We start from the raw sequence: 23,993 nt of genomic DNA on the forward strand, positions 1-23,993 counted from the left end.
GTTATCCAAGGACCTGTTTTTCCGTCAAAAAATCGATAAATACCCGCACTTTCGGCAGCATATGACGGCTGCTCGGCCACACTACCGAAAACTTACCGCCTTCTTTCAGAAAATCATGCAGTACCGCCACCAGTTCACCGGACTCAAGATAAGGCCGCACAATAAATTCCGGCACATAGGCCAGTCCCAGCCCCTGCAATGCCGCCTGTAAAATCGATTCCAGATTGTTGCTGCTGAGTGCCAGCGGCAGCTCAGGGGGCGTCACGCCTGTCATCTCCCATTCCTGCCATTGTCCGTTGCTCGGAAACCGGTAGCGCAGGCAGGCGTGCTGATAAAGATCGTCAGGCTTTAGCGGCACAGGATGGCGGGTGAAATACGCCGGACTGCCCACAATGGCAAAACGGAACGGCCCGAGGCGGCGTGACATCATTTGTGAACTGTTCAGTTCGCCGCTGCGGATCGCGATATCAAAACCTTCGTCGATGACATCCACCATCCGGTCGCTGAAATCCAGATCAAGTTCAACATCGGGATAACGCTGACGAAATTCCGGCAGATGCGGCAACAGGATGCGGTATCCAATAGCGGGCGCGGTAATGCGTAATTTCCCGCGTGGCACAGCGGAAATCTTCACCAGCTCCTGCTCCGCTTCTTCCAGTTGTGAAACGATTTGCTGGCAGCGTTCGAAAAATAGCTGGCCTTCATCGGTCAGGCTGATGCGCCGCGTGCTGCGGTTGAACAGGCGCACGCTGAGTTTTTCCTCCAGCCGCGCCACGCTTTTGCCGACCGCCGAGGCCGAAATCCCCATGCGCTCCGCGGCCGCGGCAAAACTCTGACTCTGCGCTGCACGGACGAAGGCCAGCAGGCCGTTGAGGTTTTCCATTTTCCACTCCCGTTTATTCGAGCGTTTTAGTCCTCAATCATCGGACTTACGCCCTGTTTCCGCAATATTACTGACATTTTATCATCACCATTATTCTCATTTATCGGAAGAAGCCATGAAATCATCGACTACACCCTCGACGGGCAGCCTGCGCGTGCTGTTTACCGTGTGTCTGGCGGCAGTGATTTTGCCGCTCAATTTTGTCAGCGGCGCGGTGGCAACGCCCGCCATTGCCCGCGAACTTGGCGGCAGCGCGCAGGCGCTGAGCTGGATAACCAATTCGTTCATGCTCACTTTCGGCTGTTTTTTGATGGCGGCCGGCGCGCTGGCTGATGAGCTGGGGCGTAAAAAAGTGTTTGTCAGCGGCGTTTCGCTGTTTGCACTGCTGTCATTATTGCAGGCTTTCAGCAGCAGTTTGCTGTGGATTGATCTGCTGCGTGCCGCACAGGGCATCGCGGCGGCGGGTGCACTGGCAGGTGGCGCGGCGGCTCTGGCACAGGAATTTGACGGCGCCGCGCGCACCCGGGCTTTCAGTCTGATGGGCAGCAGTTTTGGCATCGGGCTGGCCTTCGGTCCGTTCCTCGCAGGTGTGCTGATCGCCCACTTCGGCTGGCGTTCGGTATTTTTCTCCGCGACGGTGATTGCCGCGCTGGCGCTGGTGAGCGGAGCCAGCAAAATGCGCGAAACCCGCAATCCGCAGGCGGCGGGTATCGACTGGCCGGGCACGGTCTCCTTCACCGCTATGCTGGCGCTGCTGACCTGGGCTCTGATGGAAATACCGCAGGCTGGCCTGAACAGCACGCCGGTGCTATTGCTGCTGGCAGGTGCGGCGCTGTTACTGGCGATTTTTGTCACTGCTGAGCTGCGGGTAAAAAAACCAATGCTCGATTTATCGCTGTTCCGCTATATCCGTTTTATCGGTGTGCAGGCGCTGCCACTCGCGACCGGTTTCTGTTTTGTGGTGCTGCTGGTGATTTTGCCGATGCTGTTTATCGGCGTAGAAAATCTTAGCGAAGAACGTGCCGGACTCATGATGATGGCACTTTCGGTGCCGATGCTGGTAGTTCCCCTTCTGGCGGCGTGGCTGACGCGCTGGGTATCCGCGGGCGTGTTATGCACATCGGGTTTGGTGATTGCTGCCGCCGGTTTAGGCTGGTTAAGTCAGGCGGTGCTGACTCAAAATGTGACAGACATGATCGCGCCGATGGTGGTGATCGGTATCGGCACCGGCCTGCCGTGGGGGCTGATGGATGGACTGTCAGTGAGCGTCGTTCCCAAAGAACGGGCGGGCATGGCGACCGGGATTTTCAGCACCACGCGGGTGGCCGGGGAAGGCATTTCGCTGGCGATTGTCGGTGCCATTCTTTCAGCATTAACGCACAGCGCGCTGACGGCGAATTTTACGGGAAGTGCGATCGGTGCCCAGGCGATCAGCTTACCGGCAATCACTCAGGCGGCGCAGCGGCTGGCGACCGGTAATCTGGCCGTAGCGCAGCAGCTTATTCCGCAGGCCAGCACGGCGCAGCTTCAGCAGATTTATGCTGCTTCACTGCATCCGCTACTGTTATGTCTGATGGCGATTACGCTGTTTTCCGCGCTGGTGGTGTTGCTGGCGCTGCGCGGGAATCATCAGGATGAAACCGATCCCGTACCCGCAGGGAGTCAGAAGGATCTGTCACCGTAATCCGCCTCCAGCACCGGTTTCAGGCGGGCATAAATTTCCTCAATCTCTGCCGGAATATCAACTTCTGCGATAAAGCCCGCTCCCCGCGGGCCATAACCGCCCGGCGCATTACGCAGGCGCGGAATTTCGCCGAGCAGCAGCGACACAAACCGTGGCAGCGACCACAGGCTGTGATGCCCTTCTCCGGCAAAGCGCAGCCCATCGCCTTCACGTTCCAGCTGAGGCACCAGCACCGGCCAGTTAAGGAATGTCACGTCAGGACGATCGCGCCAGACGTGGCGGAAGCTGGCGTCGGTACGCAGTTGCATCAGCGGATCCTGCACCAGCGTGATGTGCGTGGAGCGATCACCGGCCAGATCCAGCACCCGCCGTGCCTGTAAGGCATTGTCGCCACAGTTGGCTGAGGCAGTTTCCAGCAAAATCTTTTTTTGCGGTGCAGCGCAGCACTGAACGCCGATATCATTCAGCACTTCGGCCTCACTGCGCCCTGACGTCGGAATATGCCGGTAGCGCATTTGTGTCTGTACCGCCTGATACAGCAATTCGGTGGAATGACCTATCCCCCCGGCAATCAGCAAACGGGAAATCCGCCCCTGCGCCAGCGCCTGAAACGCCGCTTCTGCGGTCGGCAAAATTGCATTGCCCAGCAGGATCATCAGAGACGGTTCACCTTCCGGCCCCTTTCCTGAGGTCTGATCAAAGGCGAGAAAATGCGCCAGCCGGTTCATATCCTCAATCACATCATCTGAAAACATCAGTAGCTCCGTTGAACTATCGCGAGAAGCAAATCGATATCACCACAAAATCAATGGTTAAAAAGCCTCATCGTTTAGTGGCCTTAACGCAATCATTAACAATACAAAACAAAAATAAACGGGATAAAAAATGGATAATTTGTAATTTATAGAATTTTTATCCTTATTAACCAGAATGCTGAAAAGATCCCCTTAAGGTAAATTTATTAACTTATATTTAACCTTAACAGCGTTTTCCATCATGCACATAAGGTCAGGGTTCCGTTCCATTGTGAAGGAAAAACATAACACCCGTCCCGAACGCTGTTAATTACCGGCTTTTCTTGCAGTTTTTAGCGTTAATTATTGACCACCAGAGGATTTCCACATGCAACGCCGTTGCATGAATGCACAACTGTGTAAGCTGTTATTGGGAGTCATCATGGGCGAAAAAAAATCATTATTACTGGCCGGTCTTGCTGCTGCAACGCTGATCTTAGCGGCAGGTGTTCAGGCAGCCGGTACTTTAACAGGACAGGTAGGCGTTCAGCTGACCATCAGCACCGGTTGTACTGTCGGTAACGGCACATCAACGGGCGGGACCAACCAGTGGGGTACCCTGAACTTTGGTAATTACGCGGATCTGACCAGCGTGATCAACGGGACAGTATTTGGTGCCAACGGCACCGGTGCCGTCACCATCACCTGTAGCACCGGGCTGACACCGACGCTGTCACTGAATGGCGGACTGGCGGCAACCGGCGGGCTGCGGACCATGACATCCAGCGGCAACAGCATTCCTTACCGTCTCTATTCTGACACTGCACGTACCACAGAAATCGCCATCAATACGCCGATTACTCTGACGACGGGCACCACTGCGCAAAATATCCCGATTTATGGTCGTGTGCTGCCTGCTGACCAGACCAGCACCACACCGGCTGCCGGGACCTATAACGATACCGTTGTTGCCACTCTTTCCTGGTAAGGCTGTTTTCCATCAGAGCCGGTTTCGCCTCTGACTGGCTTTTGTTTCAAGGAAGGAAAGATCATGGACATCAAGGTACTGCTGCTATTGCCGGCTGCCCTGCTGGTGTCAATGCAGTTGCGCATTCCCTTCAGCCAGGCGGCAACGATTGGCATCAGTGCCACGTTGCTGCCTGCCTGCAATGCGGGAACCACGACGTCCGGCAGCACCAGCTTCGGTACGCTGAATTTCGGCAATTATGCGTCGCTCACCAGCGCAGTTAACGCCACCAGCGCGCAACTGGCGGGGTCGATTCGCGTTAATTGCGTGAACGGGCTGACGTATAAAATCGTCATGGATGGCGGCAGCAGTGGCGTCGTTACTGCCCGCAGGATGGTTAATACCACCAACAGCGCACTGACCTTGCAGTACAACCTTTACACCACAGCGGCGCGTACCACGGTCTGGGATAATGTCACCGGCGTGAGCGGAACCGGCAACGGTGCAGATCAGTGGAGCACGGTCTATGGCCGCGTTCCGGCACAGACCACGCCTGCTGCCGGTGTTTATCAGGATACGGTGAATGTCACCGTATCCTGGTAGAGGTTTTTATGCCTGGCCGTCTGCTGGTGCCGCAGCTGTTGTTTATGCTGCTGCCGCTGATGCTGTGCAGTTCGGCACGCGCCGCGACAGCCACCGCCACATTTACCGTCACGGCCACGCTCACCAATGGCTGCGTTTTCGGCAGCTCACTGTCCAGTCCGACCACCAATCTCGGCACCCTCAATTTCGGCTCATTTCCTTCCGTTCCCACCAATGTCGATGTGACCAGCACCTCAGGTGCAGGCTCGGTGGTGGTCACCTGCACACCGGGCACCACGGTGGCGATTGGGATGGATTACGGCATACACGGCGGCTCTGCCGCACAACGTTATATGGCCAACAGCGGTGCCACCGCGACGCTGGCCTATCAGCTGTATCAGAACGCCGCACGCACCGTAGTTTGGGGAACCGGTGCGCAGGCGATGACCATCAGCAGCTTTCCCTCAACCACACAAACTTACCCGGTCTATGGCCGGTTGTTTTCTTTCACGACGTCACCCACTGCGGGCACTTACACCGACACGGTAACCGTGACTCTCACTTATTGAATCATCAGGATATGAGCTATGACGACGATGTTCTCACGCATGATTGCCGCCACCGCCCTGGCTGTGGCTTTGTTTTCCAGCATGGCGGTTCAGGCTGCCAGTTCAGTGCTGGTGTGGCCGGTCTATCAGATTATCGAATCCGATCAGAACGGATCGGCCCTGTGGCTGGAAAACCGCGGTGCGGAACCGGTGTCTTTGCAGGTGCGCGTGCTGGCCTGGAAGCAGGAGAATTTTAACGAGAAGTACGCCGATCAGACCAACGTGGTCGCCAGCCCGCCCTTCGCTACCGTGCCGCCGGGACAGCGCCAGTTGATCCGTTTGATCCGCAACACGCCGGTGCCCGCGAATACCGAACAGGCATACCGCATTATTATTGATGAGATCCCGTCCCCGCTGAACAGTGCCGGTGAAGGCAAAGATAAAGCGGTAGTCGGGCTGCAATTGCAGATGCGTTATCTCCTGCCGCTGTTTATGGATGGCGGCAGTTTATGGACCAACGAACGTCCTGACATGAAACGCGATGAATCAACGGCGACCCGCCCGATCCTCACCTGGCGTTCGGTATCTGAAGGCGGCAAAACCTATTTGCAGGTGCGCAATACCGGCATTGTGCATGCGCGTCTGAGTAACGTGTTCTGGTCATCCACCGGCAATCAGAAGCAAGGCGTAAAAACCATGGTCGGCGGTTTTATGGGCTATGTATTACCGGGGCAGCAGATGCGCTGGCCGGTGCCGGCAGGCGTCACGCCGGGGGCACAGCTCAATGCGCAAATTGCGGATAACACCAAACCGATTGTCATCCCACGCGGCGAATAACAGCAGGAGCCGCACCGGATGCCAATCAGACATCTTCCCCGTGAAGGTCATCAGCGAACGCTGTATTTCCGGGGAAGCCTGTGCCTGATCTGCCTGAGTACCTTCAGCGCGCAGGCACAGGAATATTCTTCACTGCCCGATGCCCCGCGAGCGGCACCGGTGGTGACGGACGCCATGTTTTATCTGTCGATTGTGGTCAACGGTCAGACGGATAATCAGGTGGTGCCGGTGACGTATCGCAATAATGCCTATTTTGTGGAAGCCGGTGTACTGGCAAAAAATCACATCCACATTAACGGCCAGCAGGGGCTGATCAATGTCGGCGAACTGCCGGACGTGAAAGCGAAATACGATTCGGCCACCCAGCAACTGGTGTTAACGGTGCCGGACGCCTGGTTGCCGAACCAGAATGTCAGTGGTGATCCGCTGATGAACTACACACCGTCGCAAAGCAGCACCGGCCTGCTGTTTAACTATGACTCGTACTACACCGACCCGCCCGGTGGTTCCAAATCTATCGCCACCTGGATGGAGCAACGTTTATTCAGCAGTCTCGGGCTGCTCACCAATACCGGTACTTACCGCTATAACGTTGACGGTTCGGGCAATAACGAAAATGGCGGCAGCAGCGCGCAGGACGGCTATCTGCGTTATGACACGTTCTGGCGATTCACCGACGAGAAAAACCTGATCAGCTATCAGGTCGGGGATTTCGTCAGCGATTCCCTGACCTGGAGTAATTCGGCGCGCATGGGCGGTTTGCGTATCAGCCGCAACTTCGCCGTTCGCCCGGATCTGGTGACTTATCCGCTGTTGCAGTACAGCGGCACGGCAGCGGTACCGAGCACTGTTGACCTGTTTCTCAATGGCTACAAGGCCAGCAGTAATAACCTGAATTCCGGGCCGTTTACGCTGACCAACGTGCCGTATATCAACGGTGCCGGTGAAGCGACCATTGTCACCACCGATGCGGTCGGACGTCAGGTTTCAACCAGCGTGCCGTTCTATGTTTCCAACACCCTGCTGCGCAAAAACCTCAGCGATTTCGATTTCTCGCTCGGGGCGGTGCGTAACAATTATGGTGTCACTAACGGCGATTATTCGGATGCCGCATTCAGCGGGATTTACCGTTACGGGCTGAGCGATTATCTGACCCTGTCCGGTCATACCGAAATCGTGCAAGGCCTGGCGCTGGGAGGACTGGGCGCGGATGTCGCGGTAGGTACCTGGGGGACACTGAGCGTTTCCGGCAGCCAGAGTAAGGCCGATCACCCGCCGGTCAGCAGCGATAACCAGATAATTACGCAGGATAATGTCAACAACGGGCAGATAACGGGCATCCCGAATTCCAGCGGCGAAATCGACAATCCGCCCGGCGAGAATATCACTGACAAAAAGGATGGCAGCCAGTACACGCTGGGTTATTCCTACTATTCGACAGTTTTCAGCCTCTCGGCGCTGCGTTCAAAACGCACGGTGGGTTATCAGGATCTGACGTCGTACACCAGCGACACACGGTTAAGCCGTCAGGCGGATCAGGTGACGTTCAGTACATCACCGTTCGGGTCTTCGAACGGCACGATGGGCATCGGCTATTACGACGTGGAGGCCTATGACAATTCGCATACCCGTCTGGTGAATTTCTCCTACAGCCGCTCGCTGTGGGGACAAAGCAGCATGTTTTTATCGCTCAACAAAACGCTGGGCGACAGTGGCTACAGCGCGCAACTGCAATTCATCATTCCCATTGGCACCAGTATCAACATGAACGCTGGTGTACAGCGTGACAGCGCGGGCAATTATCAGGAGCAGATTGGTGCCAGCAAAGCCACGCCAACCGACGGCGGCCTTGGCTGGAATCTGGCCTACAGCGGCGGCAACGATCCGTATCAGCAGGCCGATGCCACCTGGAAATCCCGCTATGCCACCCTTCAGGGCGGGTTCTACGGCAATCAGGGCGATTACACCAACTGGGCAGACTTAAGTGGTTCAATCGTATTTATGGCTAACGACTGGTTCCTTTCGGACAAGATCAATGATGCCTTTATCGTGGTCGATACCGATCATTACGCCGACGTTCCGGTACTTTTCGAGAACCAGAAAATGGGCAAAACCGACAAGAAAGGTCATCTGCTGATCCCGACGGTCAGCTCGTATTACCCGGCCAAAGTGGAAATCGATACCCTGCCGCTGCCTGCCGACGTGGTGGCTAATAATGTCAATGACCGCATCGCGGTGAAGCAAGGCAGCGGCGTGGTGGTGAAATTCAGCGTTGAGAAAGTGTTGTCGGCCAATATCACCCTGCACGACGCCGCAGGACAACCGCTCAAGCTGGGCACACTGGTCACCGAGCAAAATACGCAGCAAACCACCGTCACCGGTTACGACGGGCTGGTGTACTTCTCGCATTTGAAGGAAAACAACGTGCTGACTATCCAGCAGGAAGATCATTCGGTATGCCGGGTCAGTTTCACCTTAGATCCTCAACGTCACAGCATTGAGCAGGTTGGCCCGCTGGCATGCCCCGGTGGCACAGCGAAAACCACGGCAGGAGATAAATCATGAGAATGTTCAGGCAGTGGATACGTCAGGGATTGCTGCTGATGCTGTTGCTGGGCGCGACATCGCAGGCTTTTGCCGGATGTACCACGGCGGCCACCACCATCACGCTGGGCACCCAAAACTCGTTTGCGGTCAGCACATCACCGCTGGTGACCTCGGGCAGCAGCGGCCTGAGCTGCACCGGACCGTTGCTGAGTATCGGCGGCACCAACACCATTACCGCCACCATAGGCGCCACACTGCATCCGAGCGGCACCCAGCCCCGTCTTTACAGTGCGGCCACCGGTCAGTATCTGCCTTACAACCTGTGTAAAGACAGCAGCTGCGGCACGGTGTATAACCAGGGCGATGTGATTACCTGGAGCAGCACAACCGCACTGGGATTACTGGGGTTATTCTCCGGGCCGAACGGTACGTTACCGTTATATGTGATGCCCCAAACGCTGTCCAATCTGGCGGCCGGTACCTATACGGATACCATCCCTATCGCCTGGAGATGGAACATCTGCTCGGTGGCCGTTGGCACTTTGCTGTGTATCGCCGATACCGGCAATGTCAGCGGCTCCGTCAACCTGACGCTTAACGTCACCAACTTTTGCTATATCGATAGCGCGCCGAACGTGGGTTTTGGCAGCGCTGCGCTGCCTTCCGGCCTGACAACGGTGGTTGCTAATACCATCAGCGTACGTTGTACACTCAACGCCAGTTATTCCGTCAATCTCACCAGCAGCGTCGCGGCATCCGGTCAGTACCGGCAGATGGCCTCCACCGTCGGCGGCACCACCAGTTATCTGCAATATCAGATATTTAAAGGCGACAGCACGGTATGGACGGCGGCAACCAACAGCAGCGCGACCGGTACCGGCACATCACAATCGTTTCCATATACCGCTTCCGTAAATCTGGCGCAAAGCAACCAGCCCGCCGGAAATTACAGCGATACGGTGACCGTGACGGTGACTTATTAAGAAAGAAAAAGGGAAAGGGAAAAACAGAACCGGTGCAGCGAATGCGCACCGGTTTTGGAACAGAAAATCTTAAAGTGCTTTCAGGGTTTTAACGGTGGCATCCACATCAATTTCGTCTTCCGTAAACACATAAGTGCTGTTCTGGAAGGTGGTGATTAGCAGCTTTTTCATGGTACGCGTTTCAGCTTTCTTCTGGACTTCCTGCGGGCGGATGCGGTTCATCAGCAGGCCCACGGACAGCACGGCGTTTTCTTTGTCGATCTTCGACTCTGCCGGTACTTCTTCGTTAAACGCCAGGAAGGATTTGATGCTGGTGATTTTAATGCGCTCACCGGCGATAAAGATGTATTTGCTCTCCGGCTCGACTTTCACAGCAAAGGCGGAAAGGCCTTTGTTATTGGTGGTCGGCTCAAAAGTGACTACCGCATCTTTTTTAATCAGCTCAGGGTTTGCAACTTTAATCACGTGGAAATAACGGTTATCGCCGTTTTCATCTTTGATAAAACCGAAACCTTTATCTTCAAACCAGGTTGTGATTACGCCGTTCATCGCTTACCGCCTAAGTAATTATCTATTCAACATGTCAGTTTTTGCAGGGCGGCAGTGTAAAGCAGAATGAGGATAAAGTCCTGTGCTTTACTGCCCGATGCCCTCACTTTATATCGCTTTTCGGAACGTCAGATTAAATCTGTAGGATCCGGTCAGCGGATGCTCGCCTGCTTTCAGCGGCAATACGCCGTGATAACGCAGCCGCGACGGGCCGCCCCACACCACAATATCGCCATGCGTCAGCTGCACGCGCTGTGTTTTATCGCTGCGCTCCATGCCGCCAAACTGAAACACAGCCGGTAAACCGAGCGAGACAGACACTATCGGCTGACTGAAGTCGTGCTCGTCTTTGTCCTGATGCAGGCTCATTTTGGCACCGGGCTGATAACGGTTAATCAGGCAGGCGTCCGGCTCAAATCCGGGAAATCCCGCCTGCTCTGCCGCTTTCACCGCCAGAGCGTGGAACAATTCTGGCATCGGCGGCCATTGCTGATGGTTTTCCGGCGATGTCGCCTGATAACGGTATCCGGCTTTATCTGTCACCCAGCCGACATCCCCGCAGTTGGTCATCGCCACCGACATCGCGTAACCGCCGGGCGTCGCACGATACTGAAAAGGCACCAGTCCGGCAATACGGTCGATTTCCGCCAGCAACGCCACATCGTTTTCCAGCGCGGCACCGCGCAGCACCACCGCACCGGGACACAAGTCCTCACGCCAGTTCGGGTGAAAATCCGGGTGATCGAAAAGATCCAAATTCATAAGCGCCTCCGTTCATGCGTATCCGTTAAGTATAACGGATGTAGCCTGACAGTCATGGACGCTGCCAGCGCGCAGTAAGTCAGCGGATCCCTGCAACAGGGTGAAATGACGCCGATGCTGAAAAATCCGCGCCATATTCAGAAATTAATGCGATGTTTTAATGACTCAGATACCGCCTGAACCGGAGAGATAAAAATGAATTCCACAGCCAGCCCCGAAAATGTCACACAACCGCACCCGGCAGTTCTGCATATTTTATGCGGGAAAATAGCCTCAGGGAAATCCACCCTGTCCCAACATCTGGCCAGCGCGCCCGGCACCGTAGTGCTTAATGAAGACCAGTGGCTTTCTCATCTTTATCAGGATGAGATGCACTCTGTCGCAGATTATATCCGCTGCTCGGCCAGACTCAGACAAGCCATTGCGCCACATGTCATTTCACTGCTCAGGGCCGGTGTCTCGGTCGTGCTGGATTTTCCGGCTAATACGGTGGCGAACCGTCAGTGGATGATGAGTCTTATCACGGGATCGGGCGCAGACCATCAGCTGCATTATCTGAACGTACCGGAAGAAGTGTGTAAAGCCCGGCTGCGGGCGCGCAATCAGGCCGGAACACATCAGTTTAGCGTCACCGATGAGCAGTTTGAGCTGATATCCCGACACTTTGTCGCACCGGAACCGGAAGAAGGTTTTCACGTGATCAGACACGGTTAAGCCCCACCTTTACCCGTCCCGGAACAGGATTATTGTCGGGGCGTATCGTTTCAGCTAAGGTGCTCTGACAGGCCATAAGGTCATAAAGAACATCTGAAAGGAGAACGAAATGAGTCGGGAAATCAATAAAGACACGCAGTTGTGTATGTCCCTGTCCGGTCGTCCGGGAAATTTCGGCACGCGTTTTCATAATTACCTTTATCAGGCGTCAGACCTGAATTTTGTCTACAAAGCTTTCTCTACCCAAGATATCGAAGCCGCGGTGAAAGGCGTCCGTGCGCTGGGCATTCGCGGCTGCGCCGTGTCGATGCCGTTCAAGGAAGCCTGCATTCCGTTCCTCGATGAACTGGATCCTTCCGCAACTGCCATTCAGTCCGTGAATACAATCGTCAATGACGACGGCTTCCTGCGCGCGTACAACACTGACTATATCGCGGTCGCTAAACTGCTCGATAGTCATCAGGTACCACATGACGCGGTTTTCGCCCTGCGCGGCAGCGGCGGTATGGGCAAAGCGGTGGTCGCGGCCATCCGTGATGCCGGATTCAAAAAGGGCTATATCATTGCCCGCAACGAAGCCAATGGCCGTGCGCTGGCAGAAGAATATGGCTATGAATGGAAAGCTGAAGTGGGTGATTTAGCCGTTGATATGGTGGTAAATGTCACGCCAATCGGTATGACCGGCGGCCCGGAAGTGGATTCTCTGGCATTTGAACCGGCGGTGATTGACCGCGCCAGCATTGTTTTTGACGTCGTCGCGCTGCCGGCAGAAACACCGCTGATTCGTTACGGTCGTGAACACGGCAAAAAAGTGATTACAGGTGCAGAAGTGGCGACATTACAGGCCGTCGAGCAGTTCGTGCTGTATACCGGCGTGCGCCCTTCAGATGAACTGATTGAAAAGGCCGCGGAATACGCCCGCAGCTGAGTTTCCTGCCAAAACGTCAAAAGCCTCTCACGTGAGAGGCTTTTTTACAGATGCATATCGCTTAGCGCACCAGACACGGCCTTTTCGGATCAAACTTCCAGTCCGGCACCAGGAACTGCATGCCCTGCGCATCGTCGCGGGCGCCGAGGCCCATACCTTTATACAGCTCGTGCGCCTTCATCACCTGATCCATATCCAGCTCAACGCCCAGACCCGGCTGTTCCGGCACCCTTACCTTACCGCCTTTGATCTGCAACGGTTCCTGAGTCAGGCGCTGATTGCCTTCCTGCCAGATCCAGTGCGTGTCGATAGCGGTAATTTTACCTGGCGCAGCGGCAGCCACCTGGGTAAACATCGCCAGCGAAATATCAAAGTGGTTATTGGAGTGCGAGCCCCAGGTCAGACCCCATTCGTGACACATCTGCGCTACCCGCACTGAACCCTGCATGGTCCAGAAATGCGGATCCGCCAGCGGAATATCCACGGATTTCAGCTGGATGGTGTGTCCCATCTGACGCCAGTCGGTGGCGATCATATTCGTCGCCGTCGGTAAACCGGTCGCCTGACGGAACTCCGCCATCACTTCACGTCCGGAGAAGCCCTGCTCTGCACCGCACGGATCTTCGGCATACGCCAGCACACCGCGCAATTGTTTACCCAGTGCGATGGCTTCATTCAGCGACCAGGCACCGTTCGGATCAAGCGTGATGCGCGCCTGCGGGAATCGCTGCGCCAGCGCCGTCACGGCTTCAGCTTCTTCACTGCCCGCCAGCACGCCGCCTTTGAGTTTGAAATCATTGAAGCCGTATTTCTCATACGCGGCTTCCGCCAGACGTACCACCGCCGCCGGTGTCAGCGCTTCTTCGTGGCGCAACCGGTACCAGTCGCAACTGTCACCCGGCTGACTCTGGTAGCCCAGCGAAGTCTTATTACGGTCACCGACATAGAACAGATACCCGAGCATTTCGACTTCATCACGCTGCTGTCCGTCACCCAGCAATGACGCGACGGTCACACCCAGATGCCTGCCGAGCAGATCCAGCATGGCGGCTTCAATAGCAGTGACCACGTGGATGGTGGTACGCAAATCAAACGTCTGTAATCCGCGACCGGAAGCATCGCGATCGGCGAATTTCTCCCGCACAGCGGTCATTACGTTTTTGTATTCGCCCAGCGTTTTGCCGATCACCAGCAGTGATGAATCATCCAGCGTCTGGCGGATCTTCTCGCCACCCGGCACTTCACCAACGCCGGTATTGCCGCTGCTGTCTTTGAGGATCAGAATATTACGGGTGAAAAACGGCGCGTGTGCACCGCTGAGGTTAAGCAACATGCTGTCGTGTCCGGCAACCGGGATCACCTGCATGGAAACAATTTTTGGTGTAGATGAAGCACTCATACTCACTCCTTATTGATTCAGATTCCGTAATCAGCGGCCCATTGCCGGGCGCTTACGATCGAATGTCCAGCCGGGGATCAGGTACTGCATGGCAATGGCATCATTGCGCGCCCCGGACGGCAGTTTTTTATGCAGTTCATGCGCGCGGCGGATCTGATCCATGTCGATCTCCACACCCAGTCCCGGCTTTTCAGGTACTTTGATTTTCCCGTTCACAATTTGCAGCGGTTCTTTGGTCAGGCGCTGATTGCCTTCCTGCCAGATCCAGTGCGTATCAATAGCCGTCGGTTTGCCCGGTACAGCCGCGCCAACGTGGGTAAACATCGCCAGCGAAATATCAAAATGGTTATTCGAATGACAGCCCCACGTCAGGCCCCATTCGTCACAAAGTTGCGCCACGCGCACCGCACCGTGCAGGGTCCAGAAATGCGGATCCGCGAGCGGAATATCCACTGACTGCAACATCACCGCATGCTGCATCTCACGCCAGTTGGTGGCGATCATGTTGGTGGCGACCGGCAGGCCTGTTGCACGGCGGAATTCAGCCATTACTTCGCGGCCTGAAAAACCCTGTTCTGCGCCGCACGGATCTTCGGCATAACTGAGGATCCCGTGAAGGTCTTTGCACAAGTCGATCGCTTCATCCAGCAGCCACGCACCGTTCGGATCGACGGTAATACGCGCATCCGGGAAACGTTTTGCCAGCGCTTTAACCGCGTCGATTTCCTGCTCGCCCGGCAGCACACCGCCTTTAAGTTTGAAATCTTTAAAACCGTAGCGGTCCTGCGCCGCCTGCGCCAGTTCCACCACCGACTCGCTGTCCATCGCCTGCTGATGCCGCAGGTGATACCAGTCGTGCACGTCCCGCGCGCCTTCCTGATAAGGCAGATCGGTTTTGTTGCGGTCGCCGATGTAGAAAAGGTAACCGAGCACCGTCACTTCATCGCGCTGTTTGCCAGGTCCGAGAAGCTCACATACCGGCACACCAAGGAATTTGCCCATCAGGTCTAACAGTGCGGCTTCCAGTGCCGCGACGGCGTTAACGCGAAGTTCAAATGTCCATGCGCCTTTGCCAAAGGAATCAAAATCCGACGACTGGTTACCGGCGTGGATCTGATGCACCAGCCGGTTCATGCGTGCCACTTCCTGGCCTTTCACCTGAGGAATGGCTTCCACCAGCGTGTTGTAAATCACTTCTCCGCCCGGCGCTTCACCCACGCCGGTATTGCCGGCGCTGTCTTTGAGGATCACGATGTTGCGGGTGAAGTAAGCGCCGTGCGCGCCGCCAATATTCATCAGCATGCTGTCATGGCCTGCCACCGGAATAACCTGCATGTCCGTGATAACCGGTGAAGATTGAGTATTCATCATGGTTTTCCTTTGGCTCAGAAGGCACGTAACTGAATACGTTCGATTTTTCCGACAATAAACGCATAGCTGATAACCGCCAGCAACGCGTGGATCCCCACGTAAATCAGCGCGCCGTTGAATGAACCTGTGCTGCCGATAATGTAGCCGATAGCAATCGGCGTGATGATGCCGGAGACGTTACCGAACATGTTGAACAGGCCGCCGCTCAGTCCGCTGATTTCTTTCGGTGCGGTGTCAGCCATTACAGCCCAGCCCAATGCGCCCAGACCTTTGCCGAAGAAGGCGAAGGCCATAATGCCCACCACCATCCATTCGGTATCGACGTAGTTGCAGAAGATCATCGACATAGACAGCAGCATGCCGACAACGATCGGCGCTTTGCGTGACAGCGTGAGGTTGTTGGTTCTGCGCATCAGCCAGTCGGAAATAATCCCACCCAGTACGCCGCCCAGGAATCCGCAAATCGCCGGCACCGAGGCCACCATGCCCGCTTTGAGGATCGACATGCCGCGTGCCTGCACCAGATACACCGGGAACCAGGTGATGAAGAAGTAGGTCAGCGCATTGATGCAGTACTGGCCGATGTAGATGCCAATCATCATGCGGGATTTCATTAACTGTTTAATCTGGAAAAGTTTTTCACCTTTCACTGACGCTTTTTTAGTTGTCTTCTGATCCATATTGATCAGCGCGCCTCCGGCTTCCATGTAATCAAGCTCGGCCTGATTTACGCCCGGATGATCTTTCGGATCGTGGATCACTTTCAGCCAGATGAAACTCAGGATGATCCCGAGTCCGCCCATGAAGAAGAAGACGTGTGACCAGCCTACTTCGTGGGTCAGCCAGCCCATGATCGGAGCGAAAATCACGGTCGCAAAATACTGTGCGGAGTTAAAAATGGAGACGGCGGTTCCGCGTTCCTGAGCCGGGAACCACGCGGCAACGATCCGGCTGTTGCCGGGGAAAGAAGGCGCTTCAGCCAGCCCGACCAGAAAGCGTAATGCGAAGAGAGAAACGACAATGCCGAAGCCGCTGAATATATCGACAAAGCCCTGCAGCAGGGTAAACAGGGACCAGATGAAAATACTGTAGAAATAAACTTTTTTGGAACCGAATTTATCCAGCAACCAGCCGCCGGGTATTTGACCGATAACATAGGCCCATGAAAATGCCGAGAAAATATATCCCATCCCGACAGAATCCAGCCCGATATCTTTTGCCATTGCCGAGCCGGCAATAGAGAGTGTGGCACGGTCGCCATAATTAAATGAGGTGACGATAAATAACATCACCACTATCCAGTAGCGCGCGTTAGTTCTTTTTTTTACGGCACTGGCTGCTGAAACGGTAGTTTCCATGGTGTTCTCCGGAATTAATGACAACGCCTCTAAACAGAGATAAAAGTCAATCCATTCACAGAACTGTAGGGTTCAGGGAGGATGGAACGTTGCCAGTATAGGGACAATCCGTTGACCAACTCATTAGGCAAAGCGACAAGCATAAACAGCGCTTTGCATTTATCTTGTTGCAAATGCCCAGCCCGGTGGGAGTTGTTTCACAAAAACTAAAACAGCTGTGACCGGCATCACGCAGTACAAAACCGGGTGAAGTACGCCCGGCCTGAAAATAATAGAAATAATACTTTCAGGGGGCGTGATTAATTACAGCTGATCATTATCCAGCTGGAGAGCCACATAGAGTAATAAGCGGTCGTCGAAATTACCCAGATCCAAACCGGTTAATTCCGAGATGCGGTTAAGGCGATATTCCAGAGTATTGCGATGGATATATAACGCTTTTGAGGTCGCGGTCGGCTGCACATTATTATGGAACCAGGAGGCCAGCGTGCGGCGCAGTAATCCGTTACCGTCAGTCGCTTTCAGCCGGGCCAGCGGACGAACCAGCTCGTCGGCCTGCCAGCCACCGCGCAGACTGTCGAGCAGTACAGGCAGAATCAAATCCTGATAGAAGTAACAGCGCTGTTCGGGCATCCGCTGCTTGCCGACGGTCATGGTGGTACGCGCAGTCCGGTAGGAACGGGCGATACTGCCGGGGCCGGTGAAAAAGTTGCCCAGTGAAATGCGTACACGCAGGCGACCTGTTTCTGTCATGCGGGAAAGCAAATGATCGATACGTTGACGGTGACCGTCTGCATCCCAGCGATCGTAGCTGTTCAGCGCCGGTTTTAGCACCACCATTTCGGTGAGGGAGACAATGGCGATCAGATTGTCGCGCTCCGGCGTGGTGAGCAACGTTTGCAGCTGTTGCAGCTCGGCCATGGCGGAATCGACGCCGAGCTGTCCGCTGTCCACTTCGACCACCGCCGCCACACGCGGCCGGTTGAGATCAATACCCAGACGCTGCGCCCATTCCATCAGCGCCGGAGAAAGCTCGTCCACACGGATAAGATTGAGCACCAGTTCTTCACGCAGACGGCTGTCCTGCGCCAGCATGTGCAGCAAACGGGCCTGCTCCAGCATCATTTCGGCCGTCATACATACCAGCTCGCCGTATTGCCGCAACTGGGCCGGATTACCAGTCAGGCCGATCACGCCGACGATCTGCCCGTCAATTCGCAGTGGCAGGTTGATCCCCGGACGCACACCGTGCAAATGCCTGGCGACGCCTTCGTCAATGTCGACAATACGTTCCTGTGAAATGGCCAGCAATGCGCCTTCATGCAATTCACCAAGCCGCTGATCGTCACCACTGCCGATTATTCTTCCGCGTCCATCCATGACATTCACATTACTATCAATAATTTGCATGGTGCGGGCAACAATCTGTTGCGCCAGCTTTGCATCGAGATGATACGCCGACATGGATCCCCTGCCTTGGATTATTGTTTTGTTGTCCGCAAAGCATACCCAGCGGTTTACTGCCATACATTATGCAAATGCCCAAAGAGCAGAAGCACCTATTGAAGTTGCGGGGAAAGTCACATTTTTAAGCAAATGCACAACTGACATCAAACATGTCTTTGAACCGGGCATAAAAAAAGGCACGCCGGAGCGTGCCTTACATAAGAGCCGTGCTGACGGGTTACTGTGCCAGCAGGTAAATCGAGGTGTCACCACGCTGAATGTCCAGCGCCAGAACGTTCGGTTTAGTGTCGAGAATTTTACGCAGTTCACCCAGATTGGTGACTTTCTGCTGGTTCACGCCCAGGATCACGTCGCCTTTTTTCAGGCCGATGCGTGCCGCGGTAGAACCGGCTTTCACTTCGTCGACTTTCACGCCTTTCTGATCGCCAGCAGAACCGTTGCTCAGTTCAGCGCCTTCGATGCCGGTATAAATATTGCCGGATTCAACTTTAGGCGTCTGCGTGCTTTGCTCAATGGTGACATCTACGTTCACCGGTTTGCCTTCGCGCAGCAGGCCCAGCGTCACTTTGGTGCCAATTGGCATGGTGCCGATATCAGCACGGAACGAAGCGAAGCTGCTGATTGGCTTGCCGTTCATGCTCAGGATTACGTCACCGGCTTTGATGCCCGCTTTTTCTGCTGCAGACTTCGGCATGACCTGGCTGATGAATGCGCCGCGCTGTGCGTCCACTTTCATGGCTTTCGCCAGTTCAGAGTTGAGCTCGGTACCCATGATACCCAGTTCGCCACGTTTCACCTGGCCGAACTCGATCATCTGTTTGGACAGGTTTTTCACCATATTACTTGGGATCGCAAAACCGATACCGATGTTGCCGCCGTCCGGTGCCAGGATTGCCGTATTCAGACCGATCAGTTCACCGTTCAGGTTCACCAGCGCACCGCCGGAGTTACCCCGGTTGATCGCCGCATCAGTCTGGATGAAGTTTTCGTAGTTTTCGATATTCAGGCCGGAACGTCCCAGTGCAGAAACGATACCGGAAGTCACGGTTTCGCCCAGACCATACGGGTTACCGATAGCCACGGTGTAATCACCGACGCGCAGTTGTTCTGAATCGGCCATTTTAATCGCAGTCAGATTTTTCGCGTTTTGCAGCTGGATAACCGCGATGTCTGAACGCGGATCTTTACCGATCACTTTCGCGTCGAATTTACGGCCATCGTTCAGCTGAACGCTGATTTTTGTCGCATTATCAACCACATGGTTGTTGGTAACGACATAACCTTTATCGGCATCAATGATTACGCCGGAACCCAGCGCGCGGAAATCTTCTTTCTGCTCAGGTGCTGGCTGACCATCCGGTCCCTGACCGCCGCCCTGACAAACCGGTGAGCCCTGGAACGGAGAACCGTCCTGACACAGCGGCGAATTCTGACCAAAGAATTGCTGGAACTGCTGACCCATGCGCGGGGTTTTTACCGGCGCACTGCCTTCCACGTTAACACTCACCACGGATGGCATCACTTTTTCCAGCATCGGTGCCAGACTTGGCAGCTGTGTGGTGCTTGCAGATGAAGACGCTGTTTCAGCAGCCAGTGCAGAAGAAACCGGGGCCATTGCCATACCGATACTTAACGCTAATGCGCTGAGGAATAAACTCGATTTTTTCATTTTTTCAGGATCTCTTTAAATTATTGTGGCAACCAATATAGTCGCATTGCTTGGTAGTCGTGATACTGAGATGGTATTAATAGCGTGAAGTTCATCAGGGTCGATCTGACAATGGTAAAAAATTATTGTCAGTATTTACAAATGGCGTTTTTTCAGACAGTTCCGTAAAGAAAATTAAAGAGATCTCAATTTTTCTTTTTAAAACAAATTACTCAGCCGCCATGAGTCTTCTGTATTCATCGTATGCATAAAGGTCAGTCATTCCGCTGATATAATCCTGAATCATTCTCGCCCGGTAATAAAACTCCTGCGCCGCATGATCCGCCACCGGTAATCCTTCAAGCGCCGTCACCGCGTTGTTGTAAGCAAGACGATGCTTGGCAGAAATCTTATGCAGCAGGCGGGTTTCTATCGGATATTTCCTGTGTGTATCTTCCTGCACCAGCTGACTGAAATCGGCAAGCGGCATATCCAGCAGCGGGCTGTAAATATCCAGTAAGCCGCTGATCACCCGGTAACCTTGCAATTCCAGTTCTTCTACTTCGTGATGATTGAAAACCTGTTTAAAGGCCACGCTCTTATAAATCTCTAACAAACGATTTGCCTGACTGTCATCTTCGAGCAGGGCATGATTAAACGTGCCCTGATAAATATCTTCTATATTATCAATGAAGCGTCGCGCCGCGTGCGGGACGAGCTGTTTTACAGTCTGAACCCGCAATTCCATAAAGAAGTAATCGACCGGATTACGGAACGTTTTGGCTTTATCCATTTTCTCGTAGGCGGTACGAACCACTTTATCGAAGAAGTCGTTTTTCTCAATCTCGCCCCATTCGCGACAAAGATAATTATAGAGCTGATCGACGCTGAAAATGTTTTTTTCGACCGCATCTTCGAGATCCGCAATACAGTAAGAAATATCATCCGCCGCTTCCATAATGTAGGTGAGCGGAAAACGGTTGAATTCACCCAGACTCAGTTCGCTGCGCAAATCTTTAATAAACGGCTCTTCCGCCAGATAAAAACCCGGTTTTTTCATCAGGTAATCATGGGAAGGCAGTTTAGCCATCGAATATGCCGGACGGGTATATTTCAAAATGCAGGCGGTCTGGCTGTAGGTCAGATTGAGTTTCAGCAGGGTAAACACCAGCCGGATGGCCTGCGCGTTGCCCTCAAAATTAGACAGGTCGTAGCGTATTTTGCTGCGTAAATGATTGAGTTCAGCATCGTCTGCAGTCAGGCGCAAACACGCCACCAGACAGGAATCTGTTTCCTGCGGCGTTTCACCACAACTGCCGGTATCCATCCTTTTGGCAAACCAGTTATTAATTGCCGATTCACCAAAATGTCCGAACGGGGGATTGCCGATATCGTGCATCAGGCAGGCCATTTCGACCACGCTTTCGAAAGGATCGGTGACATCGTCCAGACCATACGTCTCCAGTTTCCCCTGCCGGCGCAGACGATGCAGCACTTCTTTGGCGATATGACGGCCAACCTGCTGAACTTCAAGGGAATGGGTCAGACGACTGCGGACGGCAGCGTTTTTTTCCAGCGGAAAAACCTGCGTCTTTTGCTGCAAACGGCGGATGGCGGCGGAGTTGATAATACGCCCGCGATCGCTTTCAAACTGGCGAACCACGTCGTATGCATCACGCGCCTCAATCGGGGCGCTAAAAGGACGCTGAAAATTGAATTTCGCTTTAAAATCGATCCCGGACATGATTTCCCACCTTTTCAGTAACTCACGCATCAAACCGATACGCTTGCAGCCTGATAATCCTGCATCCCAAACGCATTATCTCTTACCTTTAGCCATGATAGACTATCGCACATTGTTTTCATGATTAAACCGTCAATTCCGCACAAGCTGCGGTTCATTTCAACCTCATCTGCGAGTATTCATATGAAAGTAGGCATTATCGGTGCAATGGAGCAGGAAGTGACCCTGCTGCGCGACAAAATCATCAACCGTCAGACTATCGAACGCGCGGGCTGCGAAATCTATACCGGTCAGCTGCACGGCGTGGACGTGGCGCTGCTGAAATCTGGCATCGGTAAAGTGTCTGCCGCGATGGGCACCACGCTGTTGCTGGAACATTGCCGTCCTGATGTGGTGATTAACACCGGTTCCGCGGGCGGTCTGGCTAAGTCGCTGAAAGTCGGCGATATCGTGGTATCTGATGAAGTGCGTTATCACGATGCTGACGTCACCGCGTTTGGTTATGAACCTGGCCAGATGGCCGGTTGCCCTGCGGCGTTCACCGCCGATCCGGAACTGATTACGCTGGCAGAAAACTGCATCCGTGAACTGGATTTAAACGCTGTCCGCGGTCTGGTGTGCAGCGGCGATGCATTCATTAATGGTGCTGCGCCTCTGGCCCGTATCCGCGCCACCTTCCCGAAAGTGGCGGCAGTGGAAATGGAAGCGGCCGCTATCGGTCACGTGTGCCATCTGTTTGAAACGCCGTTCGTGGTTGTTCGCGCCATTTCTGACGTGGCAGACGGTGAATCTCACCTGAGCTTTGAAGAGTTCCTGGTCGTCGCAGCACAGCAATCTACCCTGATGGTAGATGCAATGCTAAAAGCGCTGGCAGCGTCAGAAGAGTGATTTTTCGCTGGTTTTGTCTCGCGCTTTGCTGCCTGTGGCTGCCTCTGACGGCCACAGCGGCACAGGCGCAACGGGTGGTCAGTCTGGCACCCAATCTGACAGAACTGGCGTACGCCGCAGGCCTCGGTGGACAGTTAGTCGGAGTTAGTGCTTACTCCGATTATCCGCCACAGGCCAGCAACCTGGAACAGGTGGCGAACTGGCAGGGAATCAACGTCGAGCGCATTCTGACGCTGAAACCCGATCTGGTGCTCGCCTGGCGCGGCGGAAATCCTCAGCGTCCGCTGGATCAGCTGACGTCTCTCGGCATCAAAGTGCTCTATCTTGACCCGCAAAATGCGGATCAGGTGGCACAGGCGCTGGAACAACTCGCCTCGTACAGCCCTTCACCTGCCGTCGGGCAAAACGCCGCAAAAGCGTTTCGCCAGCAATGGCAGGCTCTTAAGCAGAAGTACCACCGGCAAAGACCGGTTCCGGCCTTCATCCAGTTCGGCACACAACCCCTGTTTACGGCTTCTGCCGCCACGATGCAAAGCGAAGTACTTGAAGTGTGCGGAGCAAAAAACATTTTCGCCGACAGCCGCATTCCCTGGCCTCAGGTCAGCCGGGAGCAGGTTTTAACCCGTCAGCCACAGGTTATTGTTATTTCTGGCGGAAAATCGCAAAAACAGGTCATTGAAGATTACTGGCATTCGCTGCTTAAAGCGCAGGTCATTGCGCTGGATGCAGACTGGTTCAGCCGGGCAGGCCCGCGAATTTTACTGGCAGCACAACAGCTTTGTCCGCAGCTGTCAGCCCTGCCTCAGGGGTAAATGTTCACTAACATGACGTTTAGCGGCCTTCTTTCTCCCTCTGTCGCCTTTTTCTGAATTGTTCTTTTATTAACCAAAGTCAAGAATTCAGTGCTCTCATCTGGTAATATGTCCGGCGTAAAATCCTTCGGACGTTGCCTGACTTCGCTTTATCGTTATCTCTTTGTATTACAAATGAAATAATAAAAATACCGGCCCTACTGCCGATAAAAACGGGATTTATTTGCGGATCATAAGAAATCCGGATTAAAGGCCGTAAAAATTAGACCGATAACCTTTTCAGCCACGCTGACTTTTGTTGTTCTACACCAGCAGGATAAAAAGAATGAAAGCTCTATTACTCAGCGGGTTACTCGCTATGAGTCCGCTATTTGCCGTCGCTGGCATGGTGAGTGGCGACATTAATGTCAGCCTGACCATTTTGCCCAGCTGCAAAATTGAAGCCGCACACAGCGGCACCTCCGTCACCTGCGCCAGCCGGACGATGATGCAACCACATATCAGCGAAATGATGCTCACCGCCGTACCTGGTATCAGCATAGATTCGAAGCTGGTGACCGTAGAATGGTAACCCCTTTGTGAATGCTT

22 protein-coding genes are annotated in these 23,993 nt (G+C 54.2%); 12 read left to right on the forward strand and 10 right to left on the reverse strand.

Going from position 1 to position 23,993, the window contains the following annotated elements; all coding sequences use genetic code 11:
• Window position 1: 1 nt before the first annotated feature.
• A complete protein-coding gene (locus tag J1778_RS03175; protein WP_217171964.1) occupies window positions 2-883 on the reverse strand; it encodes a LysR substrate-binding domain-containing protein in 882 nt (293 codons plus the stop codon).
• 115 nt (window positions 884-998) lie between these two features.
• Between J1778_RS03175 and J1778_RS03180 the strand changes: the two genes are divergently transcribed.
• Window positions 999-2,567 (forward strand): MFS transporter, encoded by a 1,569-nt coding sequence (locus J1778_RS03180; RefSeq protein WP_217171965.1) that lies wholly within the window; start codon window positions 999-1,001, stop codon window positions 2,565-2,567.
• On the opposite strand, the gene J1778_RS03185 is transcribed toward J1778_RS03180, so the two are convergent.
• On the reverse strand, window positions 2,546-3,322 hold the full coding sequence (locus J1778_RS03185) for a YdcF family protein (RefSeq protein ID WP_217171966.1): 777 nt from the start codon (window positions 3,320-3,322) through the stop codon (window positions 2,546-2,548). The two genes, J1778_RS03180 and J1778_RS03185, sit on opposite strands and share 22 nt — an antisense overlap.
• 421 nt (window positions 3,323-3,743) lie before the next feature.
• Between J1778_RS03185 and J1778_RS03190 the strand changes: the two genes are divergently transcribed.
• The 6 genes from J1778_RS03190 to J1778_RS03215 all read left to right on the forward strand — a co-directional run bounded on the left by J1778_RS03190 (window position 3,744) and on the right by J1778_RS03215 (window position 9,765).
• Window positions 3,744-4,289 carry a Csu type fimbrial protein gene (locus tag J1778_RS03190; protein WP_112287777.1) on the forward strand — a complete coding sequence of 182 codons (546 nt, stop codon included), beginning with the start codon at window positions 3,744-3,746 and terminating at the stop codon, window positions 4,287-4,289.
• Window positions 4,290-4,352: 63 nt separating this feature from the next.
• Complete coding sequence (locus tag J1778_RS03195) at window positions 4,353-4,871, forward strand: Csu type fimbrial protein (protein ID WP_217171967.1); 519 nt, start codon at window positions 4,353-4,355, stop codon at window positions 4,869-4,871.
• Window positions 4,872-4,879: 8 nt separating this feature from the next.
• Window positions 4,880-5,419, forward strand: a complete 540-nt coding sequence (locus J1778_RS03200; protein WP_217171968.1) for a Csu type fimbrial protein — start codon at window positions 4,880-4,882, stop codon at window positions 5,417-5,419.
• Window positions 5,420-5,437: 18 nt separating this feature from the next.
• Entirely contained in the window at window positions 5,438-6,235 is a 798-nt protein-coding gene (locus tag J1778_RS03205; protein ID WP_238484545.1) for a fimbrial biogenesis chaperone, read from the forward strand.
• Between the two features lie 18 nt (window positions 6,236-6,253).
• Complete coding sequence (locus J1778_RS03210; protein ID WP_217171969.1) at window positions 6,254-8,800, forward strand: fimbria/pilus outer membrane usher protein; 2,547 nt, start codon at window positions 6,254-6,256, stop codon at window positions 8,798-8,800.
• Entirely contained in the window at window positions 8,797-9,765 is a 969-nt protein-coding gene (locus J1778_RS03215; RefSeq protein ID WP_217171970.1) for a Csu type fimbrial protein, read from the forward strand. The genes J1778_RS03210 and J1778_RS03215 overlap by 4 nt, the downstream gene beginning before the upstream one ends.
• Window positions 9,766-9,834: 69 nt before the next feature.
• Here J1778_RS03215 and J1778_RS03220 read toward each other — a convergent pair whose 3' ends face one another.
• Both J1778_RS03220 and alkB read right to left on the reverse strand, forming a co-directional pair.
• Entirely contained in the window at window positions 9,835-10,314 is a 480-nt protein-coding gene (locus tag J1778_RS03220) for a cold shock domain-containing protein (RefSeq protein ID WP_217171971.1), read from the reverse strand.
• Between the two features lie 108 nt (window positions 10,315-10,422).
• On the reverse strand, window positions 10,423-11,076 hold the full coding sequence (gene alkB, locus J1778_RS03225) for a DNA oxidative demethylase AlkB (RefSeq protein WP_217171972.1): 654 nt from the start codon (window positions 11,074-11,076) through the stop codon (window positions 10,423-10,425).
• 195 nt (window positions 11,077-11,271) lie between these two features.
• On the opposite strand from alkB, the gene J1778_RS03230 reads away from it, so the two are divergent.
• Both J1778_RS03230 and J1778_RS03235 read left to right on the forward strand, forming a co-directional pair.
• Entirely contained in the window at window positions 11,272-11,790 is a 519-nt protein-coding gene (locus J1778_RS03230; RefSeq protein WP_217171973.1) for a P-loop nucleotide/nucleoside kinase family protein, read from the forward strand.
• Window positions 11,791-11,899: 109 nt separating this feature from the next.
• Window positions 11,900-12,718, forward strand: coding sequence for a shikimate 5-dehydrogenase (locus J1778_RS03235; protein ID WP_217171974.1), 819 nt, complete (start codon window positions 11,900-11,902; stop codon window positions 12,716-12,718).
• A 61-nt stretch (window positions 12,719-12,779) separates the two neighbouring features.
• On the opposite strand, the gene gudD is transcribed toward J1778_RS03235, so the two are convergent.
• From gudD to dgt, 6 genes are all read right to left on the reverse strand, one after another.
• Complete coding sequence (gudD, locus tag J1778_RS03240) at window positions 12,780-14,117, reverse strand: glucarate dehydratase (RefSeq protein ID WP_217171975.1); 1,338 nt, start codon at window positions 14,115-14,117, stop codon at window positions 12,780-12,782.
• Window positions 14,118-14,147: 30 nt separating this feature from the next.
• On the reverse strand, window positions 14,148-15,488 hold the full coding sequence (locus J1778_RS03245) for a glucarate dehydratase family protein (protein WP_217171976.1): 1,341 nt from the start codon (window positions 15,486-15,488) through the stop codon (window positions 14,148-14,150).
• Between the two features lie 14 nt (window positions 15,489-15,502).
• Window positions 15,503-16,846, reverse strand: a complete 1,344-nt coding sequence (locus J1778_RS03250) for an MFS transporter (RefSeq protein WP_217171977.1) — start codon at window positions 16,844-16,846, stop codon at window positions 15,503-15,505.
• A gap of 303 nt (window positions 16,847-17,149) precedes the next feature.
• Window positions 17,150-18,310, reverse strand: coding sequence for a CdaR family transcriptional regulator (locus J1778_RS03255; RefSeq protein ID WP_217151506.1), 1,161 nt, complete (start codon window positions 18,308-18,310; stop codon window positions 17,150-17,152).
• A 220-nt stretch (window positions 18,311-18,530) separates the two neighbouring features.
• Window positions 18,531-19,982 carry a serine endoprotease DegP gene (gene degP, locus J1778_RS03260; RefSeq protein ID WP_217171978.1) on the reverse strand — a complete coding sequence of 484 codons (1,452 nt, stop codon included), beginning with the start codon at window positions 19,980-19,982 and terminating at the stop codon, window positions 18,531-18,533.
• A 208-nt stretch (window positions 19,983-20,190) separates the two neighbouring features.
• On the reverse strand, window positions 20,191-21,705 hold the full coding sequence (gene dgt, locus J1778_RS03265; RefSeq protein WP_217171979.1) for a dGTPase: 1,515 nt from the start codon (window positions 21,703-21,705) through the stop codon (window positions 20,191-20,193).
• 183 nt (window positions 21,706-21,888) lie between these two features.
• Between dgt and mtnN the strand changes: the two genes are divergently transcribed.
• The 3 genes from mtnN (at window position 21,889) to J1778_RS03280 (ending at window position 23,976) form a co-directional block, all read left to right on the forward strand.
• Window positions 21,889-22,593: a 5'-methylthioadenosine/S-adenosylhomocysteine nucleosidase gene (gene mtnN / locus J1778_RS03270; protein ID WP_217171980.1), complete on the forward strand. Its 705-nt coding sequence runs from the start codon at window positions 21,889-21,891 to the stop codon at window positions 22,591-22,593.
• A complete protein-coding gene (btuF, locus tag J1778_RS03275) occupies window positions 22,593-23,405 on the forward strand; it encodes a vitamin B12 ABC transporter substrate-binding protein BtuF (RefSeq protein ID WP_217171999.1) in 813 nt (270 codons plus the stop codon). The genes mtnN and btuF overlap by 1 nt, the downstream gene beginning before the upstream one ends.
• Before the next feature lie 325 nt (window positions 23,406-23,730).
• Window positions 23,731-23,976, forward strand: coding sequence for a hypothetical protein (locus J1778_RS03280; RefSeq protein ID WP_217171981.1), 246 nt, complete (start codon window positions 23,731-23,733; stop codon window positions 23,974-23,976).
• Window positions 23,977-23,993: the final 17 nt, after the last annotated feature.

This window comes from Rahnella bonaserana (assembly GCF_019049675.1).
Classification (GTDB): Bacteria; Pseudomonadota; Gammaproteobacteria; order Enterobacterales; family Enterobacteriaceae; genus Rahnella; species Rahnella bonaserana.